The 20,154-nt window shown below is 37.3% G+C and carries 18 protein-coding genes and 1 riboswitch; of the genes, 17 read left to right on the top strand and 1 reads right to left on the bottom strand.

What is annotated here, in order from left to right; genetic code table 11:
* Positions 1-164 precede the first annotated feature (164 nt).
* The 12 genes from PXG98_RS06355 to PXG98_RS06410 all read left to right on the top strand — a co-directional run bounded on the left by PXG98_RS06355 (position 165) and on the right by PXG98_RS06410 (position 14,041).
* Positions 165-428 (top strand): DUF2061 domain-containing protein, encoded by a 264-nt coding sequence (locus PXG98_RS06355; protein ID WP_276389694.1) that lies wholly within the window; start codon positions 165-167, stop codon positions 426-428.
* A 22-nt stretch (positions 429-450) separates the two neighbouring features.
* The gene (locus PXG98_RS06360) at positions 451-1,074 is read left to right on the top strand and encodes a phosphoadenosine phosphosulfate reductase domain-containing protein (protein ID WP_276389695.1); all 624 of its coding nucleotides are present in this window, start codon (positions 451-453) and stop codon (positions 1,072-1,074) included.
* 120 nt (positions 1,075-1,194) lie between these two features.
* Positions 1,195-3,285 carry a nitrite reductase gene (locus tag PXG98_RS06365; protein WP_276389697.1) on the top strand — a complete coding sequence of 697 codons (2,091 nt, stop codon included), beginning with the start codon at positions 1,195-1,197 and terminating at the stop codon, positions 3,283-3,285.
* Positions 3,278-4,039 (top strand): uroporphyrinogen-III C-methyltransferase, encoded by a 762-nt coding sequence (gene cobA / locus PXG98_RS06370; protein ID WP_276389698.1) that lies wholly within the window; start codon positions 3,278-3,280, stop codon positions 4,037-4,039. Before PXG98_RS06365 ends, cobA begins: the two co-directional genes overlap by 8 nt.
* Before the next feature lie 2 nt (positions 4,040-4,041).
* Positions 4,042-4,623 (top strand): precorrin-2 dehydrogenase/sirohydrochlorin ferrochelatase family protein, encoded by a 582-nt coding sequence (locus PXG98_RS06375; protein ID WP_276389700.1) that lies wholly within the window; start codon positions 4,042-4,044, stop codon positions 4,621-4,623.
* Positions 4,624-4,690: 67 nt separating this feature from the next.
* Positions 4,691-5,755 carry an NAD(P)/FAD-dependent oxidoreductase gene (locus tag PXG98_RS06380; protein WP_276389702.1) on the top strand — a complete coding sequence of 355 codons (1,065 nt, stop codon included), beginning with the start codon at positions 4,691-4,693 and terminating at the stop codon, positions 5,753-5,755.
* A gap of 144 nt (positions 5,756-5,899) precedes the next feature.
* Positions 5,900-6,016, top strand: a riboswitch (SAM riboswitch).
* Positions 6,017-6,174: 158 nt separating this feature from the next.
* The gene (locus PXG98_RS06385) at positions 6,175-7,188 is read left to right on the top strand and encodes a homocysteine S-methyltransferase family protein (protein WP_276389703.1); all 1,014 of its coding nucleotides are present in this window, start codon (positions 6,175-6,177) and stop codon (positions 7,186-7,188) included.
* A 2-nt stretch (positions 7,189-7,190) separates the two neighbouring features.
* Positions 7,191-9,956 carry a methionine synthase gene (gene metH / locus PXG98_RS06390; RefSeq protein WP_276389704.1) on the top strand — a complete coding sequence of 922 codons (2,766 nt, stop codon included), beginning with the start codon at positions 7,191-7,193 and terminating at the stop codon, positions 9,954-9,956.
* Positions 9,957-10,013: 57 nt separating this feature from the next.
* On the top strand, positions 10,014-10,967 hold the full coding sequence (gene metF / locus PXG98_RS06395; RefSeq protein WP_276389705.1) for a methylenetetrahydrofolate reductase [NAD(P)H]: 954 nt from the start codon (positions 10,014-10,016) through the stop codon (positions 10,965-10,967).
* Between the two features lie 126 nt (positions 10,968-11,093).
* The gene (locus PXG98_RS06400) at positions 11,094-12,194 is read left to right on the top strand and encodes an acyloxyacyl hydrolase (RefSeq protein ID WP_276389706.1); all 1,101 of its coding nucleotides are present in this window, start codon (positions 11,094-11,096) and stop codon (positions 12,192-12,194) included.
* 26 nt (positions 12,195-12,220) lie between these two features.
* On the top strand, positions 12,221-12,994 hold the full coding sequence (locus PXG98_RS06405; RefSeq protein WP_276389708.1) for a head GIN domain-containing protein: 774 nt from the start codon (positions 12,221-12,223) through the stop codon (positions 12,992-12,994).
* 66 nt (positions 12,995-13,060) lie between these two features.
* Positions 13,061-14,041, top strand: a complete 981-nt coding sequence (locus tag PXG98_RS06410) for a serine hydrolase domain-containing protein (RefSeq protein ID WP_276389709.1) — start codon at positions 13,061-13,063, stop codon at positions 14,039-14,041.
* Between the two features lie 8 nt (positions 14,042-14,049).
* Here the strand turns inward: PXG98_RS06410 and gldA are convergent, their stop codons facing one another.
* On the bottom strand, positions 14,050-14,955 hold the full coding sequence (gene gldA, locus PXG98_RS06415; protein ID WP_276389711.1) for a gliding motility-associated ABC transporter ATP-binding subunit GldA: 906 nt from the start codon (positions 14,953-14,955) through the stop codon (positions 14,050-14,052).
* Between the two features lie 376 nt (positions 14,956-15,331).
* Here gldA and PXG98_RS06420 point away from each other — a divergent pair, with 376 nt between their 5' ends.
* The 5 genes from PXG98_RS06420 to PXG98_RS06440 all read left to right on the top strand — a co-directional run bounded on the left by PXG98_RS06420 (position 15,332) and on the right by PXG98_RS06440 (position 20,037).
* A complete protein-coding gene (locus PXG98_RS06420) occupies positions 15,332-16,159 on the top strand; it encodes a prephenate dehydratase (RefSeq protein WP_276389713.1) in 828 nt (275 codons plus the stop codon).
* Positions 16,156-17,307: a pyridoxal phosphate-dependent aminotransferase gene (locus PXG98_RS06425; RefSeq protein ID WP_276389715.1), complete on the top strand. Its 1,152-nt coding sequence runs from the start codon at positions 16,156-16,158 to the stop codon at positions 17,305-17,307. Before PXG98_RS06420 ends, PXG98_RS06425 begins: the two co-directional genes overlap by 4 nt.
* Before the next feature lie 11 nt (positions 17,308-17,318).
* Positions 17,319-18,185: a prephenate dehydrogenase gene (locus tag PXG98_RS06430; protein WP_276389717.1), complete on the top strand. Its 867-nt coding sequence runs from the start codon at positions 17,319-17,321 to the stop codon at positions 18,183-18,185.
* 2 nt (positions 18,186-18,187) lie between these two features.
* On the top strand, positions 18,188-19,273 hold the full coding sequence (locus PXG98_RS06435) for a bifunctional 3-deoxy-7-phosphoheptulonate synthase/chorismate mutase type II (protein ID WP_276389719.1): 1,086 nt from the start codon (positions 18,188-18,190) through the stop codon (positions 19,271-19,273).
* An 89-nt stretch (positions 19,274-19,362) separates the two neighbouring features.
* Complete coding sequence (locus tag PXG98_RS06440; RefSeq protein WP_276389720.1) at positions 19,363-20,037, top strand: head GIN domain-containing protein; 675 nt, start codon at positions 19,363-19,365, stop codon at positions 20,035-20,037.
* Positions 20,038-20,154 lie beyond the last annotated feature (117 nt).

The raw sequence follows: 20,154 nt of genomic DNA on the forward strand, positions 1-20,154 counted from the left end.
ATGCGTGACTTTTTTTGAACCATTCGCAAAAACCACTGCCATTTTCAATTAATCTACTAAAACCATAGACTAAATGTAATATTCAGAAATAATTAACGTCTTAGCTAGAATAATTATACTATTTTTGATTACTCTAGTAAACCTATAGGATAATAATTTATTACATGATTACAGAACAAATAGCGCAATCAAACGCAGCAACAAGAAGTAATTATACGGAAGATATTATTTCGGAACATCCCAAGAGAAGTATTGCTAAATCTATTAGCTGGCGAATAGTTGGGACCTTAGATACGGTTATAATTTCTTGGCTGATTACCGGAACTTTAAGCGTAGCTTTTTCCATTGGTTTAGTAGAACTGGGTACAAAAATGCTCCTCTATTTTGCACATGAGCGCATGTGGAATGTTATAAAATGGGGAAGATAGTTATAATAATAAGTATAGAAGTATGAGTTTGACGAAACAAGACATTGATCATTTAAACCATCATTTTAAAGGTATTCCCCCAGAAGAAATTATTTCCTGGGCAGTACATTATGGTTCACGACCAGTAGTGACTACTAATTTTAGACCATATGAGGTGGCTATTTTAAACGCTGTCACGGAGGTTAGATCCAATATTCCCGTAATTTGGTGCGATACAGGATATAATACACCTAATACCTACAATCATGCCGAAGAATTAATAGAACGTCTTAATCTTAATATTAAGTTATATGTTCCTAAGCAAACCACGGCACATAGAGATGCCGTAATGGGCATTCCGGATATTGACGACCCTAGACATAAACTATTTACGGAACAGGTAAAGTTAGAACCTTTTCGGCGAGCTATGTCGGAGTACCAACCGGATGTATGGTTTACCAACCTACGGAAGGGACAAACGGCCCTCAGGGATACTTTAAATATACTGAGTCTTAGTGAGTCCGGGGTGCTGAAAGTGAGTCCCTTTTACCATTGGAGTGATACTAGATTAGATGCCTACCTAAGCCAGAGAGGCCTTCCAAATGAACACAAGTATTTTGATCCTACTAAAGTATTGGAAAACAGAGAATGCGGAATTCATACCTAGAAGAGGTGTTCTGAAATGTTAAAATTGTTTTGATTTATAACTAAACTTTTTACTATCTAAAAGTACAGGTTTAGTAATTTATAATAACCTATTAAACATATAGGATAAATAGACTAAAAAATGCAAAGTTTTAGAACTGAAATTGAAAACCCTTTAGTTGAAAAAGACATTCTTGAACTAGAGAAAAAAATAAGGGCCTTCAAAGGTGGTAGCATAGATGAAGAAAAGTTTAGAAGTCTTCGTTTAGCCAGGGGTGTCTATGGTCAAAGACAGCCTGGTGTGCAAATGATTCGTATTAAGCTACCATACGGGAAAGTAAGTTCAAAGCAGTTGCGAAGAATCGCAGCGGTTGCAGATGAATATTCTACAGGAAGACTGCATATTACCACAAGACAAGATATACAAATACACTATGTTGATTTAGAAAGGACGCCTGAACTTTGGGCCCAGTTAGAAAAGGATGAGGTAACTCTCCGAGAAGCCTGTGGTAACACGGTTAGAAATGTAACAGCCAGTGAAACAGCAGGAATAGATCCAAATGAGCCCTTTGATGTTTCTCCCTATGCCCAGGCAATATTCGAATATTTCTTACGAAATCCCGTAGGACAAGAAATGGGAAGAAAGTTTAAAGTTTCTTTTTCTGCTTCGGATGCGGATACAGGACTCTCCTATATGCATGACCTTGGGTTTATTGCGAAGATGGAAAACAATACCAGAGGTTTTAAAGTTCTTTTAGGTGGGGGTCTGGGTTCACAACCAAGGCATGCCGATGTTTTATACGATTTTTTAGAGGTCGATAAAATAATTCCCTTGATGGAAACCGTAATTCGAGTGTTTGATCGTTATGGGGAAAGAAAGAGCAGGGCCAAAGCCCGACTTAAATTTTTGCTTAAAGATATGGGTTTAGAGGGTTTTAAAGGATTGCTAGAAGCAGAGCAAACAGCATTGCCTCATAAAGTCTGGCCAATTGACATTAGTACCTATCCTGCAGTAGTAATAGCTAATAGAAAAGAAGAATTTGATTTACCCCAGAATACTGAGGCGTATAGCAAATGGAAACAAACCAACGTTATTCCTCAAAAACAAGCAGGGTATTACGCCATTGGGATAAAAGTTAAATTGGGAGATTTTTATACCGATAAGGCAAGATTCCTTGCAGACCTTGTAGAAAAATATGCCGCCGCTGAGATTAGACTTAGTTTGAGACAGAATATCCTAATCCCCTATGTTAAGGAATCTCTCTTGCCCTTGTTTTATGCAGAATTAGAACGACTTGGATTTGCCGAAATTGGGTATAACAAGGCAGTAGATATTACAGCCTGTCCTGGAACGGACACCTGTAATCTTGGAATTGCCAGCAGTACTGGAATTGCAGCGGAGCTAGAGAACCTTATTGCTTCGGAGTACCCCAACTTTATAAATAATCCAGATTTAGTAATAAAAATAAGTGGATGTATGAATGCCTGCGGGCAACATTCTATGGCCAATATTGGATTTCAGGGAATGTCTATAAGAACAAAGGAAAAGTTAGTAGCTCCGGCCTTACAAGTGTTGCTCGGTGGGGGAAATATAGGAGATGGCAATGCGGTATTTGCGGATAAGGTAATAAAAATTCCGAGCAAAAGAGGACCTAGTGCTCTGCGATATATTTTGGACGACTATATAGCAAATGGCCAAAATAAGGCCTATCATTTATATTATGCTGAACAGGGAGAACATTACTTTTATAATCTTCTAAAACCCCTGGCGGCCATAGATAATTTAACAAAAGAAGATTTCATAGACTGGGGTAACGAAAAACAGTATAAAAAGGCCATTGGTATAGGAGAGTGTGCCGGAGTAGTTATTGATTTAATTGCCACACTCTTATTTGAAAGTGAGGAGAAGATACAAAATGCTGAAGAGGAAATTTTGCAAGAGAAATGGGCAGCATCTATCTATTATGCCTATGCGTCTATGGTAAATACGGCTAAGGCCATGCTTACTTCAGAGAACACAAAAACGAATACGCACAATAGTATCATTAAAGACTTTCAAAGATTATTTGTAGACACAGGGAAGATCGTATTAGAGGAATCCTTTGTAGAACTGGTTTTACAATTGAATAAAAAAGAACCAACAGCGATTTTCGCGAAGAGCTATTTGGCAAATGCCAAGGCATTTCTAACTACTGTTGACCAATATAGAAATCAAGAATTAAGCCATGCATAGAGACGCAAAATTAACCGTAATAGGCGCGGGTCCGGGAGACCCAGACCTTATTACCTTAAAGGCTATTAAGGCTCTTGAAGAGGCCAAAGTAGTTCTATACGACGCATTGGTAAATAGGCAATTGTTACAATATGCTAAAAAGGCAGAACAAATTTTCGTAGGAAAGCGAAGAGGTTGTTATACTTATCAACAGGAGCAAATCAATGACCTAATCATTCAAAGAGCAACCACTAAGGGAAGCGTGGTACGCTTAAAGGGAGGCGACCCTTTTGTATTCGGAAGGGGCGCAGAAGAAATGGAATTCGCTTCTAAACACGGTATTCAGGTAGCAATGGTTCCGGGAATTTCCTCTTGTATATCGGTACCTGCATCTCAAAATATTCCAGTGACAAAAAGGGGATCGGCCGAAAGTTTTTGGGTTATTACGGGCACTACTAAAGAACATAAGTTATCAGGAGATATCCATTTAGCGGCCAAATCAAGTGCCACCGTTGTAATATTAATGGGCATGTCTAAATTGGCAGCTATTGTTTCTCTTTTTAAAAAGGAAAAGAAGGAGGATCTTCCTGTGGCAATAATACAGAATGGAACAACAGACAAAGAAAAAATTGGCGTTGGCACTGTGGGCACTATTGAAAGCGTAGTTGCCGAAAAGGAACTTGCCAATCCCGCAATAATTATCCTTGGCGATGTTGTTAACCATTATAACAGTCTAAAACGTATTAAGCAACAATTAAACCTAGAACTAGTTTAATTATGGAACGTAATAATTTGTATCCAATTTTTCTAAAAGCTTCTCAACTACATATTTTAATTGTTGGTGGAGGTTATGTTGCAGAAGAAAAACTAAACTTTTTAACAAAGTCCAGTCCAGATGCTATAGTTTCGATGGTTTCACCAATGTACCGGGAGGGGACACTTGCATTAGCAAAAAAATACAAGGTAGAGCTTTTCTATAGCAATTACCATCGCGATTTTCTAAAAGGAAAACATATGGTGGTGGCAACTACAGATAATCCGGAGGTAAACGTACAAGTATATAGGGATTGTAAGGATATAGACAAGTTGGTTAATGTAGCGGATAATCCTCCATATTGCGATTTTTATATGGGAGGAATAGTCACCAAAGGACATGTTAAAATTGCCATATCTACCAATGGCAAGTCTCCAACAACAGCCAAGCGTTTAAGGCAATTTTTTGAAGATATTATACCTGAAGATATTAATAAAATGGTAGAAAATCTCCATGCTTTTCGCAAGACTTTAAAAGGAGATTTTGAGAGTAAAGTAGATCAGATGAACAAGCTAACCAAAACTTTGATTTCTGACCCTAATTAATAATAAAATACAATAAATTTGCAAACTTAAAGGAGATAGGATCTTCCTTTTAAAAAATAGCTATAAAATGATTAAAACGGATATATTGATAATCGGAGCCGGTCCTACTGGTTTATTCACTGTCTTTGAGGCTGGCTTGTTAAAAATGAAAGCACATCTTATTGATGCTTTGCCAATGCCAGGAGGACAATGTTCCGAGATTTACCCTAAAAAGCCCATTTATGATATTCCGGCCTATCCCGAAATTTTGGCAGGAGATTTAGTGGATAAATTGATGGATCAGATAAAACCTTTTGAACCTGGGTTTACCCTGGGGGAAAGGGCTGAAACGCTTGAGAAGCTGGAAGACGGATCATTTATTGTCACTACGAATTTAGGTACTAAACATCATGCACCAGTTGTTGTAATTGCCGGAGGACTCGGGTCTTTTGAACCACGGAAACCCCTAATATCCAATATTAGCAAGTTCGAAGATAACGGAGTGGCTTATATGATAAAAGATCCCGAGCAATATCGAGATAAAAAAGTAGTGATTGCCGGAGGAGGAGACTCTGCCTTAGATTGGGCAATTTTCCTGAGCGATGTAGCTTCTGAGGTTACTTTAGTGCATAGAAGAAATGAATTCCGTGGGGCTTTAGACTCTGTTGAAAAGGCTGCAGAATTGGCCAAAGCTGGGAGAATAAAGCTTTTTACACAAGCGGAGGTAAAGAACCTATATGGGGAGGATCAATTGAGCGCAGTTGGAATCGGATTTACCGATCCTGATAAGAGGGAACATTACTTAGAAACAGACTATTTTATTCCATTATTTGGGTTGTCACCCAAGTTAGGCCCAATAGGCGGATGGGGATTGGAAATTGAAAAAAATGCCATAAAAGTAAATAATTCCTACGATTATCAGACCAATATAAAAGGGGTGTATGCCATAGGTGATGTGAATACCTATCCTGGAAAACTGAAGTTGATTCTCTCTGGGTTTCATGAGGCCGCTGTAATGTGTCAGAGTGCGTATCAAATTGTAAACCCTGGAAAAAGATATATGATGAAATATACTACCGTCGGAGGTGTTACCGGATTTGATGGAACAAAAAAGGAAGCAAAAAAGGAAGTTATTCAGAGTATACTGGCATAATCTTATTTGAATATTAGTCTACTTCAGGGAAATTTTAATAATGGTCGGGGAAAACAGTTTTCTCTAAAATGAAAAAATTCAAATTTTCCTTGTATTTCATAGGTGTGTAGCCTTACTTTGCGCTAGTTCATTTATAAAATGTTATTGTTATCAAGAAAGGTGGAGGGAATAGACCCGTTGAAACCTTAGCAACCCTTTACTTTAAAGAAGGTGCTACATTCTACCAATTTTCTAATTTATTAGACCAAGGCTAGATAACACAAACTAAAAACAGTAGTTTTTAGTCTACCTTTCTTGATTACATATTTTTTATTTGAAGTAAACTTTAAAATTAATCGTGAGCCACAAGGGCATTATTTTTAAAGCGTATTTTATAGAACTAATGGAATTTAGTTTAAGATATAAGTAATAGAAAGGTCATGATCCAAGAGTTGTTAAAAAGTAGAATATTGGTGTTAGATGGAGCAATGGGGACTATGTTGCAACGCTATAAGTTTCAGGAAGCCGATTTTAGAGGGGAACGTTTTAAAGACTGGGAACATCCTCTACAAGGTAATAATGATCTGCTGTCTATAACCCAACCAAAAGCTATTGAAGAGGTACATAGGAAGTATTTTGCAGCAGGTGCGGATATAGTAGAAACGAATACCTTCTCTGGAACCTCTATTGCCATGGCAGACTACCATTTAGAAGACTTGGTATACGAACTGAACTTTGAATCGGCCAGAATTGCGAAAAAAGTTGCATCTGAATTCACTGCAAAAGAACCAGGAAAGCCCCGATTTGTTGCTGGCAGTATTGGGCCAACCAATAAAACGGCTAGTATGTCTCCTGATGTTAATGATCCAGGTTTTAGAGCCGTATCATTTGAAACGCTTCGCCTGGCCTATAAAGAACAGGTAGAAGCTTTAGTAGATGGTGGGGTAGATATATTATTAGTAGAGACGGTATTTGATACCTTAAATGCAAAGGCAGCCCTCTTTGCCATTGCCGAAGTAAAAGAAGAAAGAAATATAAATACTCCAGTTATGGTAAGTGGAACTATAACGGATGCTTCGGGAAGAACATTATCTGGACAGACGGCCGAAGCATTTCTAGTATCTATAGATCATATCTCCTTGTTGTCTATTGGATTTAATTGTGCCTTAGGTGCCAAACAGTTGGTGCCGTATTTGGAAACCATAGCGAGAAAAACACATATAGGTATTTCGGCGCATCCTAATGCTGGATTACCAAATGCTTTCGGAGAATACGACCAGAGTCCGGAGGATATGGCAAACCAAATAAAGGAGTATCTAGATAAAGACCTCATAAATATTATTGGAGGATGTTGTGGCTCTACTCCGGAGCATATTACAGCTATCGCTAATATTGCAAAAGATTACAGGCCAAGGAATATAGAATACCAACTAAGTAAACCACTTTTTCTATAGCCATGGATAATAAAGCGAAAGTGTTAAAGGATAATACTCCACTAAATCACGGGCTAGGGTCAGAATCAGATCCTAAAAGGTTTCTGAAACTTTCCGGATTGGAACCTTTGGTGGTCACACCAGAGAGTAACTTTATTAACGTGGGCGAAAGAACCAATGTGGCAGGGTCTAAAAAGTTTTTACGTCTTATTAAAGAAGAAAAGTTTGAAGAAGCTCTCGATATTGCTCGTCATCAGGTAGAGGGTGGGGCTCAGATAATTGATATCAATATGGACGACGGCCTTATTGATGGAAAAGAAGCCATGATTCGTTTTGTTAATTTAATAATGGCGGAACCAGACATTGCCAGGGTCCCGATAATGATTGATAGCTCCAAATGGGAAATTATTGAGGCCGCACTACGATTAATTCAAGGCAAATGCGTTGTTAATTCAATAAGTCTAAAAGAAGGAGAGGAAGAGTTCCTAAGACAGGCCAAACTAATTAGACGCTATGGTGCCGCAGTGATAATAATGGCATTCGATGAAATTGGACAGGCAGACAATTATCAGAGAAGGATAGACATAGCAAAAAGGTCCTATAATATCTTGGTGAACAGCTTACAATTTCCACCAGAAGATATCATTTTTGATTTGAATATTTTCCCCGTCGCAACCGGGATGGAGGAACATAAAGAAAATGCCACTGACTTTTTTGCCGCTACAAAATGGGTAAGAGAAAATTTGCCCTATGCGAATGTCAGCGGTGGAGTTAGTAATGTTTCATTTTCTTTTAGAGGCAATAATACCGTTCGTGAAGCTATGCACTCTGTCTTTCTATATCACGGGATTAAAGCAGGTATGAATATGGGAATTGTTAACCCAACTATGTTGGAGGTTTATGACGATATTCCTAAAGACTTACTGGAAAAAGTTGAAGACGTAATTTTAAACAGGAGAGAAGATGCAACCGAGCGGTTACTAGATTTTGCCGAGACCGTGGTTGGCAAGTCTAAAAATACACAAGTAGACGAATCTTGGAGAGAAGAACCTATACAGCAGCGAATAACCAGAGCTCTGGTTAAAGGGATTGACCACTATATTCTAGCTGATGTGGAAGAAGCGAGACTTTCAGTAAATAAACCTATTGAGGTAATTGAGGGCCATCTTATGAACGGGATGAACGTCGTGGGGGACCTTTTTGGAAGTGGCAAGATGTTTTTGCCTCAAGTAGTAAAATCTGCTAGGGTTATGAAAAAAGCAGTGGCGTATTTACTGCCCTTTATTGAAGAGGACAAAGGAAATGCCGTAGAATCTGCTGGAAAGATTCTAATGGCTACAGTAAAAGGAGATGTACATGATATAGGGAAAAATATCGTTGGGGTAGTTCTTGCCTGTAATAATTATGAAATTATTGACCTTGGTGTTATGGTACCCCCCGAAAAAATTATAGAGAAGGCAATAGATGAAGAAGTTGATGTTATTGGGTTAAGTGGACTTATAACTCCCTCTTTAGATGAAATGGTTCATCTTGCAAATGAAATGGATCGTAAGGGTTTTAATATTCCATTATTAATTGGCGGAGCAACAACAAGCAAAGCCCATACGGCAGTAAAAATTGATCCGAAGTACAAAGCTTCTGTTGTGCATGTTAATGACGCGTCAAGAGCGGTTACGGTTTTAGGAAATCTTTTGCAAAAAGAAACCGCCAAAGACTACAAAGCGAAGCTAAAAGAGGATTACAAGGATTTCCGAGAAAAGTTTTTAAATCGAAGCAAACAAAAAGAATATCTTACTATAGAATTGGCGAGAGATAATTACTTTAAAATAGACTGGTCTCTAGAACAAATTAAGCAACCAAATAAGCTCGGAATTCAAGAAATACAATATCAGAATCTAAATACTTTAGTAGACTTTATAGATTGGACTCCATTTTTTAGGAGCTGGGATTTACACGGAAAGTATCCTGCCATATTGGAAGACTCCGTAGTAGGGAAACAGGCTTCAGAATTGTTTGGAGATGCCCAAGTTCTATTGGACAAAATTATCAAAGAAAAGTGGTTTACGGCTAAAGCCGTATTCGGACTTTTTAAAGCTAATTCTGTAAACAAAGACGATATTGAAGTGGTTTATCAGAATGATGCGGCCCCGGATAAAGAAAATATCACAGAGTCACAAATATTTAGAACACTTAGACAGCAAACGAAGAAAAAGTCTGGGGTGGCCAATATTGCTCTTTCGGATTTTATAGCTCCAAAAACTTTGGGTATTCAAGATTATATAGGTTGTTTTTGTGTAAGCACTGGTTTTGGCGTTAAGGAGAAAGCGATACAATTTGAAAAGGAATTAGACGATTATAATGCTATAATGGTAAAAGCGTTAGCAGATAGATTGGCAGAAGCTTTCGCGGAATACCTGCATCAGGAAGTTAGAATTAACCACTGGGGCTATGCGCCCAAAGAAGCTCTTTCTAATCAGGCATTAATTGAAGAAAACTACAGAGGTATAAGGCCCGCACCAGGTTATCCAGCTTGTCCGGATCATACCGAAAAAAACACTATTTGGTCATTGTTAAATGTAAAGGAAAGAATTGGAGTTGAATTAACGGAAAGTTTAGCCATGTATCCCGCAGCAAGTGTAAGTGGGTATTACTTTGCAAACCCAAAAGCAAAATATTTCGGATTGGGTAAAATTAAAATGGACCAACTCATAGATTATGCATCTAGAAAAGGCATACCCAAGGAAGAAGCGGAGCGATGGTTAGCTCCAAATCTGGGAGAGGAGATCTAGATAAAAAGAATGTGGACTAAGAAATTAAATGTTTACTAAGGATTAATAGAATAGAAAATGAAAGTGACCGACCATATTAAGAAAGCGCAGGGAAAAACCCTCTTCTCTTTTGAAATAATACCTCCAGTTAAAGGACGAAATATTAAGGAACTTTATGATAATATTGATCCATTGATGGAGTTTAGTCCTCCTTTCATTGATGTTACCACTTCAAGAGAGGAATATGTCTATATTGATAGAAATGGACTCCTCGATAAGAAACTTACAAGGATGCGTCCAGGTACCGTTGGTATTTGCGCTTCCATTAAGCACAAATACGATGTGGATACCATTCCTCATGTTTTATGTGGTGGCTTTACAAAAGAAGAAACAGAGTATCTTTTGGTAGACTGTCATTATTTGGGAATAGACAATATTATGGCATTGAGAGGGGATGCTATGAAGGAAGAAAAATATTTTGAGCCTTCAAAAGGAGGCCATATATATGCAGCCGATTTAGTTAGACAGATTAATCACTTAAATTCAGGTCAGTATCTTCATGAAGTAATAGAAACGGATAACTGTGCCGACTTTTGTATTGGTGTGGCCGGCTATCCCGAGAAGCACATGGAAGCCCCTTCCTTAAAAACGGATTTAAAATGGCTTAAGAAAAAAATTGATGAAGGGGCTCACTATGTAGTTACGCAGATGTTCTTTGATAATACTAAATATTTTGAATTTGTCGAAGCTGCGAGAGCTATGGGTATCACAGTACCAATTATACCCGGAATAAAACCTATTGCTGTTAAAAGGCACCTTCAATTGTTACCCCAAGTATTCAGAATAGACCTGCCACAAGACCTTATAGAAGCTGTGGATGCCAGCAAGTCGAACAAAGAAGTTCGGCAGGTAGGAATAGAATGGGCTATTACACAATCTAAGGAGTTACGAGATGCAGGTGTTCCTGTTCTGCACTATTATTCCATGGGAAAATCTGATAATATTAAGACCATTGCACGGGCAGTCTTCTAACAATTTAGCCACGGAAAAAACATATAAATTTCCCTGTAAAATAGGAAAACGGGGACTCTTTTAGTAGACCTATATACTGTATTTCACTTCTTTTTTTACCACTTAAATTTCCTATTTTTGCATCCCATGAACTACAAATTCCTTGTTGTTTCTTTACTTTATTCATTTTGTTGTTTTTCTCAGGAAAAGGAAAAATCAAATATGTATACCATAGATGCCAATGCTTTCTACGGATCTATCCTATTACACAATACAGATATCTCTCATTTAATAACAGAACATCCCGTAGGATTCATTTTGGGTCTTAATAAGCGTAACTACGGGCAAAAAGAATGGCATCAGGCATATAATTATCCTGATACAGGGGTTTCTTTTATCTACCAAGATATGCGAAATAAGACGCTGGGAGAGAACTATAGTATATATGCCCATTACAATTTCTATTTCTTTAAACGATATATGCAGTTTCGCATAGGACAGGGTATTGCTTATAATACGAATCCCTATGATAAAAATGTAAATTTTAGAAACAACGCCTATGGGTCCAGTATTATGAGTTCTACCTTTTTAATGCTAAATTTTCAAAAGGACAGATTTTACAAAGGACTTGGACTTAAGGCGGGAATATCTCTGATTCATTATTCAAATGCCAATGTAAAAGCACCAAATACTTCTACCAATACTTTTGCCTTTAACGCCGGATTAGTCTATGACCTAAATTGGGAAGAAGAGGTGAACTATATTTATAATGCGGAAAAACTTAAAGTCTCGGAACCAATTCATTTTAATGCTGTCTTTAGAACCGGTATTAACGAAAGTGATGTAATTAATTCTGGCCAATACGCTTTTTATATATTGTCTGCATACGCAGATAAACGAGTCTCAAGAAAAAGCGGCATACAAATAGGAGCAGATCTGTTCTTTTCGAATTTCCTGAAAGAACTTATAAGATATCAGTCTATTTCCTTTCCAGAATTAGAAGTGGATCAAAATGCGGATTACAAAAGAGTGGGTTTGTTCGCCGGATACGAGCTCTATATATCTAAATTAAGTATTCTGGCACAATTGGGATATTATGTTTATTACCCCTTCGATTTTGAGGGAAGAGTGTATAATAGAGTAGGTTTCAAGTATTATTTTGGGAAAAACCTTCATGGGGCGATTACCTTAAAGTCTCATGGAGCAGCGGCTGAGGCAGTGGAATTTGGTATTGGCATAAGATTATGAGAGAAATAGAAGAAAAGATTAATTCAATGAAAAAACGGTTAAAACCATACTGCCTGGTATTGGAAGTCTGTTTGTTAGTCTTATTAAGCGCATGCAATAGTGAAAATGCTCCTGACTGTTTTCAAACTAGTGGAGAAATTATACGAGAAGAATTGGAAGTAGATAGCTTTGACAGGATTCTTGTAAATGAAAATATCCGTTTAGTTGTTCGAGAAGGAGCGGTGCAAAAAGTTGAAGTTGAGACCGGTAAAAATCTACGAAGTGATGTAACTGCCTCCGTTACGGATGGCAGAATTTCTCTTTTCGATACAAACAGTTGTAATTTTGTACGGCCTTATGGTCTAACCACCTTCTATATTACCACGCCTCATTTAGTAGAGATCAGAAGCAATACGGGCTTTTCTATTGAAAGCGATGGAATACTCGGATTTCCAAGTCTTACACTTATTTCCGAAAGTTTCATTGACCCTGATAATCTAACTACCGACGGCTCTTTCGATATGGAAGTGGATATGGAGAATCTAACTATCGTAGTTAATGGTATTGCTTATTTTAAAATAAGCGGCAGGGCCCAAGAGGCCCAATTTACAATTGCTGCCGGGGATTCCAGAATAGAAGCGGAATTATTTACCGTGGAAGAATTAGTAATTAGTCACAGAGGTAGTAATGATATGCTTATTAGTCCTCAAGCATCGCTTAGGGGAAGTATTTCTGGCACCGGGGATGTAGTGAGTTTTACTAGACCAGAAATTGTTGAAGTAGAAGAAATATATAGGGGAAAGCTCTTATACAGGGATTAATCAAGGTAATACTTCATAAAGTATTACCTTGATTAATCATTAATAATCTATATTAAAAAGTGACTTTTGCGGGCCGATAGCTTATTGCGTTCTTTGATTAACGAAGGTGAAATACCAGGACTGGCGATTGGTGTTAGCCAAGAAAATGGCCAACAATACTTGCAAGGCTTCGGTTATTCTAATATAGAGAGTAAACTTCTTATTGATCCTACACGTAGCCTCTTTAGAATAGCCAGCGTGTCAAAACCAATTGCCGCAATGGCTCTTGCCAGAGCAGTGCAGGACGGAATAATCGATCTTGATGCATCATTCTATGATTATGTGTCTTATTTCCCTCTCAAAGAATTCGATTTTACAATTAGACATTTGGCTTCTCATACCGCAGGTATCAGAGCTTATCGCGGAAAAGAATATGGACTAAATTTACCATTGAGTATTAAGGAGGGTTTAGCGCTTTTTAAAGACGATCCCTTACAATTTGCCCCTGGAACCTCCTTTTTGTATAATAGCTATGGTTGGGTGATGATTTCCTTGGCCATAGAGGAAGTTACAGGACTTCCATTTTCTGAGTATGTAAAGGAGAAGATTTTACACCCTCTAAATATGCTTCATACCTTTCCGGAAGATACAAAAGGGCGCCATATAGACCAGGTAAACTTTTACACCTCCAAAGGGTCTAATTTTGTAGATTCTATTCCGGTAAACAACACCTATAAATTGGCTGGAGGAGGATACCTGTCTACTGTCTTTGATTTAATAAAATTAGGCCAAGAGATTCTAAAACCCACGCTGGTATCAGAAGAGATTTTAAGGGAATTCCTCACTTCACAAATTATCGAGGGAAATCCAACCTACTATGGTTTGGGCTGGGAGGTCAGCGTAGACAGGAAGAATAGAAAATATTACGGACATCAAGGCAATGGCGTTGGAGCGTATTCTAACTTCTTTATCTATCCAGATAAAAATACGGTCATAGCTATTCTTATTAATTGTACAGATCCAAAAATCCAGAAGAACTTAGACGCTGTAATCGATCAATTTCTATAGAGGTATTCTTAAAGATTTTTCGTTTGCGTAAGTTCCGTAAACAAAGATTCTAAATTTTTGTTTTTTCGGTTTAGTTGGAGAGTCTTTAATTTATTGTCATGAGCAAAATCAAATACTACCGGTCGCATATCTTTTGAGGTTTTAAAAGTTATTTCATAGAAGAATCCCGACCGGTTTACGACCTCAGATACGTAGGGTAGTTTTTGAAGAAAAGCTTCTTCAACGCGGTAATCAAATTCCACTTCTATTATTTGCTCTTCCTCTGGCCTTAAATCTTTTAGAACTTTATCGGCTACCAGAACGCCCTTATTGATAATGATTACTCTATTGCAGATCTCTTCGACCTCTTTCATTATATGTGTAGATAATAAAATAGTTTTGTCACTACTTATACTCTTAATCAGTTTGCGTATTTCTATGAGTTGGTTTGGATCTAAGCCGGTAGTAGGTTCATCGAGAATTAATACTTCTGGGTTGTGTAACAGAGCCGCAGCCAGGCCTACTCTTTGTTGGTATCCCTTGGAAAGTGCCCCTATAACCTTATGCGCTTCGGACACTAAACCTACCTGATCAATAACTTCAGAAATTCTAACTTTTGATACCCCGTAAAGACTTGCATTAAAGCCTAGATATTCCTTTACATACATTTCGTTGTACAATGGATTGTGTTCTGCAACATAGCCAATACTCTTTCTAACGGCCAGAGCATCTTTAACGACGTCGTGTTGATTTACTTCAGCTGTACCATCATCCGCAAGGAGGTAAGTCGTAAGAATTTTCATCATGGTAGATTTGCCAGCCCCATTCGGACCCAGAAAGCCTACGATTTCTCCTTTGGAAACCTTAAAGGAAACCTTATCTAAAGCTTTTTGTTCTCCGTAATATTTGGTAATATTTTGAACACTTAAGGACATAAGTATTTTTTTGTAAAAATAAACATTGTGTGTTTATCCCTGTAAGAGGAGCATTTTTATTTTAGATTATTTTAAATAAAGGACTTTAGAGCAATAGTGAATCCGCACAAATCGACTTCTTTTTAAAAAGAAAATGCAAGGAATTAATTTATATCATGAATATTCTTAAAAAGATACAGTTTGTCTTTGTTTTTTAATTTTAATATTTACCTTAGCCATTCAATTATACTGAAATGACGCGTAACTATTTTTGGAACAGCTTTTATTTTTACTTCTTTTTCAAAGAAGTAAGGGGACTGTTTTAGATTGTTACTAACAAGATATTAAAGTAAGTCCCGTAAAATACGGGACTTTTTTTTAGCAATAGATTGACTGAATGGGTCTTAAAATAGCAATACAGGGAATTAAAGGATCTAACCATCATCAGGTGGCTCTGGACTATTTTGGAAATGAAATCAACTTAGTGGAATGTTTGTCTTTTCATAAATTGGTGGATGAATTGTTGAATAAAAAGGCCGATAAAGGAATAATGGCAATAGAAAATTCAATTGCTGGTTCAATTATCCCAAATTATGCCCTAGTTTACGAGAATAACCTTCACATAATTGGTGAGTATTATTTAAATATTCACCACCACCTTATGGCATTGGAAGGACAGAGTCTTTCAGATTTAAAAGAAGTGAGATCCCATCCAATGGCTCTTTTACAGTGTAGGGAATTTTTAAAAACCCAATCTCAAATGAAGATGATTGAGGATGTGGATACTGCAGAAACAGCTAGGAACATCCATGAGAATTCTTTAAAAGGAGTTGCCGCGATTGCCCCTAAAGTAGCTGCCAACTTGTACGATCTTAAAATCGTAAAAGATAATATCCAGACCATTCACAATAATTCTACTCGCTTTATAATCGTAAAAACACAGAATAAAGAACTGCCCATTGAAGAGATAAACAAAGCATCTCTCCGATTTATAACAGACCACAAAAGAGGAAGTTTGGCTACCGCTTTAAATGTAATGAGCGATTGTAATTTGAATTTAACCAAAATCCAGTCTTTACCCATAATTGAGACACCTTGGAAATATGCTTTTTTTGTTGATGTCACTTTCGAAAAATACGAGGACTTTGCTAAATCGAAGGCGCTTTTGGCTATAATGTTAGAAGATTTTAAAGTCTTAGGAGAATATAAAAATGCCCGGTTATGATAGAAAAGGCAAAAAGACTGCAAACGGTAGAAGAATACTATTTCTCAAAAAAGCTGAGAGAGGTTCGCGCCTTAGTACAAGCTGGGAAACCCGTAATAAACATGGGAATTGGAAGTCCGGATCTGCCTCCCTCAGAGGAAGTTATTTCGGCACTTAAAAGTTCATTGCACGACCCTAAAGCACATCAATATCAGAGTTATCAGGGCCTGCCCGAGCTTAGAGAGGCTATAGTAGAGTTTTATAAAACACAGTTTGAGGTTAGTCTGGATGCTGCTGCTGAAGTACTTCCCCTAATGGGATCTAAAGAAGGGATTATGCATATAAGTCTTGCCTTCTTAAACCCAGGGGACGAGGTTTTGATTCCTAATCCGGGATATCCTACATATACTTCTGTTTCAAAATTAGTTGGGGCTAAAATTAGAGAGTACAACTTATTAGAATCGAATGCCTGGTTACCAGATTTATCTGCCTTGGAAAAACAAGACCTTTCAAAAGTTAAATTGATGTGGACAAGCTATCCACACATGCCAACAGGCGCTACGGCAGATTTAAAGGATTTAAGAAAGTTGGTTGAATTTGCTGAGAAGCATAATATTTTATTGGTGAATGATAATCCGTATAGCTTTGTTTTATGCGAAAATCCAACAAGCCTTTTAAGTATTGCTGCCGCCAAGAATTCTGTTTTAGAATTAAATTCATTGAGTAAGACCTTTAATATGGCGGGTTGGCGTGTAGGAATGGTTTTAGGAGGTGCAGATAATATTAACGCCATTCTTAAAGTAAAAAGCAATATGGATTCAGGTATGTTTTATGGGATCCAGAAAGGAGCTATTGCCGCATTAAATAGTGCGGAGAATTGGTATAATTCGCTAAATGAACTTTATAAGTCTAGAAGGAATAAAATGTTTCATTTAGCAGATCTTTTGGGGTGCTCGTACGACAAAGAAGCTGCCGGAATGTTTGTTTGGGCCAAATTACCCGAAGCGAAGGAAGGTTCCGAGCAGTTTATTGATAGAATATTGAAAGAGAAGGATATCTTCATTGCCCCTGGTACCATTTTTGGAACCAATGGCGAAGGATATATACGGTTTTCACTCTGTGTTAGTGAGGAGAAGATTGAAGAAGCCATAAAACGTTTCGCGAACTAAGTAAAGCAAAAATGAAAGTAGTAATCGTTGGTGTTGGGCTAATCGGAGGCTCTATTGCAAGAGACTTAAAAGCAGGGTATTCCAATATTAGTATTAAAGGAGTTGATATTAATAAGGAGTATTTAGAACAAGCTCTTGAATTAGGATTAATGGATGGTTTGGCAACAGACACCGATTTGGCGGAGGCCGACATTGTATTTGTTTGTATTCCGGTTAACGCCATTGTCCAAGACCTTCCAAAAATTTTAGATAAGGTAGGCGAGGAAACCTTGGTAATAGATGCTGGTTCTACAAAATTGGAAATATGTAAAACAGTAGATCAGCATCCTAAAAGAAGAAACTTTTTGGCATGTCACCCTATCGCAGGTACAGAATACTCTGGCCCGGAAGCAGCAATTTTAGAACTTTATAAAGGGAAGACAAACATAATTTGTGAAGTGGAGAAAACTGCCTTTAGACTACAAGAGAAAGCCTTGGATATTTTTAAAAATATGGGGATGCGAATTCGCTATATGAATCCGGAGTCTCACGATAAGCATATTGCCTATGTTTCTCATTTATCGCACATAAGTTCTTTTATGTTAGGAAAAACAGTTATTCAGAAGGAAAAGAATGAAAGAGATATTTTTGATATGGCAGGTAGTGGTTTTGAAAGTACCGTTAGACTAGCAAAAAGTTCTCCGGCCATGTGGACTCCTATATTTCAACAAAATAAGAGTAATATTGTGGAAATTTTAGAGGCTTATATTCAGAATTTAGAAGATTTTAAGGACTTGCTAGTGCAGGATAATTATGAGGCTGTTTTTGAAGAAATGGCGAATACAAATAAAATAAAAGAAATATTAATTGGAATACCGCAACAAAGTAAAGAGAAATAAGAATGGAAAATAAAAAAGAATTAAGATCTTGGTTAGATGAGATGAACTTGGCTCATCCTTTAGTAATTGCAGGTCCGTGTAGTGCCGAAACAGAAGAACAGGTATTAGGAATTGCTCATGATTTAAAAGATACCGATGTAAATTATTACCGGGCCGGTATATGGAAGCCTAGAACCAGACCGGGTAATTTTGAAGGCGTTGGAGCCATCGGCCTTAAATGGTTGCAAAAAGTTAAGGCCGAAACGGGCTTAAAAACTGCAACAGAGGTTGCCAATAGAGCTCATGTAGATCTAGCCCTTGAGCATGACGTAGATTTATTGTGGATCGGAGCACGTTCTACAGTAAGTCCTTTTATTGTTCAAGAAATAGCAGATGCTTTGGAAGGCACCGATAAAGTTGTTCTAGTTAAGAACCCGGTAAATCCAGACTTATCCCTTTGGTTGGGCGCTATTGAAAGACTTTACACTGCGGATATTAAAAAGTTAGGGGTAATCCACCGCGGGTTTTCTAGTTATGAAAAAACAAAATACAGAAATATTCCTGAATGGCAGATGGCAATTGAACTACAAACTAAATTTCCAGATTTACCATTAATTAACGACCCTTCCCATATTACTGGGAATAGGAATATGATTTTTGATGTCTCTCAAACTGCTTTGGATTTGAATTTTGATGGATTAATGATTGAGACACATCACGATCCTGATAATGCTTGGAGCGATGCTGCACAGCAGGTTACGCCAAAAAATTTAGTTCAAATCATGGAAGACTTAAAAATTAGAAAAGAGACCGACGAGGAAGCAGATTACAATCAGAAAATAAGTAATCTAAGAGCACAGATTGATATTATCGACAACCAATTATTAGATTTTTTAGGTAAAAGAATGAAAGTTTCTGACGGAATAGGGGAGCTTAAAAAACAAAGAAATGTTGCCGTTTTACAGACCAATAGGTGGAATTCTATCCTTGGAAAAATGATTTTAGAAGGAGAAACCAAAGGCTTAAGCGAAGAGTTTGTTCTAAAATTATTTAAGGCTATTCATCAGGAATCTATAAACCATCAAGAAAAAATAATCAATGCTGGCTAAGATTCTTGTTAAATTTTCATTTAACTATTCGAAAAGTGTAACACATTAGATAAAAGACTATCTTTTCTTAAATGTAAAAATTCAAAAAAATGAAAAATCTTATAAGCCTTTGCTTTGTTTTGGTTACCGCTATTAGTTTTGCACAAAACATAGTAAATAAAGATGTGGGTTCTTTTAGCGAGATTAAAGTTTATGACTTGATTGAAGTAAATCTCATCAAGTCTGACGTTAACAAAATTATGGTTAAAGGACATAATGTATACGATGTTAAGTTTGTAAATAAAAATGGGGTTTTAAAACTCCGAATGGATGCCGATAGCAAATTTCAAGGAGAAGATACTTTTGTGGAGGTTTATTATACTTCATTATCTGTAATAGATGGTAATGAAGGTGCCAGAATAGTATGTAATGAACTTATCCAACAGAACAATCTTACTTTGAAAACGCAAGAGGGCGCTAAAATTGTTGTGGGGATGGAAGTGAAAGATGTAGATATTCGTGCCGTAACCGGTGGAGTGGTTGAAGCTTCTGGTTTGGCAAAGAATCAAATTGTAGTGATTAATACTGGAGGCGTATTTGATGGGCGAGGACTAAAGTCGGAAGTCGCCAGTATCAAAATTTCTGCCGGAGGTGAGGCAGAATTGTATGCAACAGAACAAGTTGATGTAAATGTAAAGGCAGGAGGAGATGTATTCGTCTACGGAAACCCCAAAACTGTGAATAAAAACACCTTGGCAGGTGGAAGAATTGTCTTCAAGGATTAGTCTACTATTTAATTTATACAATATTAATCCCGAACATAGTTTTTATGTTCGGGATTTTTCTAATGGTATTCTTGCGAATAAAACTAATATTGTTTCTTTGTAGACAAATAAGATCGC

This window comes from Eudoraea chungangensis (assembly GCF_029360665.1).
In the GTDB taxonomy this organism is placed as follows: Bacteria; Bacteroidota; Bacteroidia; order Flavobacteriales; family Flavobacteriaceae; genus Eudoraea; species Eudoraea chungangensis.

Coding starts and splice junctions, on each gene's coding strand:
- PXG98_RS06355 (WP_276389694.1), top strand. CDS start 165: ATGATTACAGAACAAATAGCGCAATCAAACGCAGCAACAAGAAGTAAT.
- PXG98_RS06360 (WP_276389695.1), top strand. CDS start 451: ATGAGTTTGACGAAACAAGACATTGATCATTTAAACCATCATTTTAAA.
- PXG98_RS06365 (WP_276389697.1), top strand. CDS start 1,195: ATGCAAAGTTTTAGAACTGAAATTGAAAACCCTTTAGTTGAAAAAGAC.
- cobA (WP_276389698.1), top strand. CDS start 3,278: ATGCATAGAGACGCAAAATTAACCGTAATAGGCGCGGGTCCGGGAGAC.
- PXG98_RS06375 (WP_276389700.1), top strand. CDS start 4,042: ATGGAACGTAATAATTTGTATCCAATTTTTCTAAAAGCTTCTCAACTA.
- PXG98_RS06380 (WP_276389702.1), top strand. CDS start 4,691: ATGATTAAAACGGATATATTGATAATCGGAGCCGGTCCTACTGGTTTA.
- PXG98_RS06385 (WP_276389703.1), top strand. CDS start 6,175: ATGATCCAAGAGTTGTTAAAAAGTAGAATATTGGTGTTAGATGGAGCA.
- metH (WP_276389704.1), top strand. CDS start 7,191: ATGGATAATAAAGCGAAAGTGTTAAAGGATAATACTCCACTAAATCAC.
- metF (WP_276389705.1), top strand. CDS start 10,014: ATGAAAGTGACCGACCATATTAAGAAAGCGCAGGGAAAAACCCTCTTC.
- PXG98_RS06400 (WP_276389706.1), top strand. CDS start 11,094: ATGAACTACAAATTCCTTGTTGTTTCTTTACTTTATTCATTTTGTTGT.
- PXG98_RS06405 (WP_276389708.1), top strand. CDS start 12,221: ATGAAAAAACGGTTAAAACCATACTGCCTGGTATTGGAAGTCTGTTTG.
- gldA (WP_276389711.1), bottom strand. CDS start 14,955: ATGTCCTTAAGTGTTCAAAATATTACCAAATATTACGGAGAACAAAAA.
- PXG98_RS06420 (WP_276389713.1), top strand. CDS start 15,332: ATGGGTCTTAAAATAGCAATACAGGGAATTAAAGGATCTAACCATCAT.
- PXG98_RS06425 (WP_276389715.1), top strand. CDS start 16,156: ATGATAGAAAAGGCAAAAAGACTGCAAACGGTAGAAGAATACTATTTC.
- PXG98_RS06430 (WP_276389717.1), top strand. CDS start 17,319: ATGAAAGTAGTAATCGTTGGTGTTGGGCTAATCGGAGGCTCTATTGCA.
- PXG98_RS06435 (WP_276389719.1), top strand. CDS start 18,188: ATGGAAAATAAAAAAGAATTAAGATCTTGGTTAGATGAGATGAACTTG.
- PXG98_RS06440 (WP_276389720.1), top strand. CDS start 19,363: ATGAAAAATCTTATAAGCCTTTGCTTTGTTTTGGTTACCGCTATTAGT.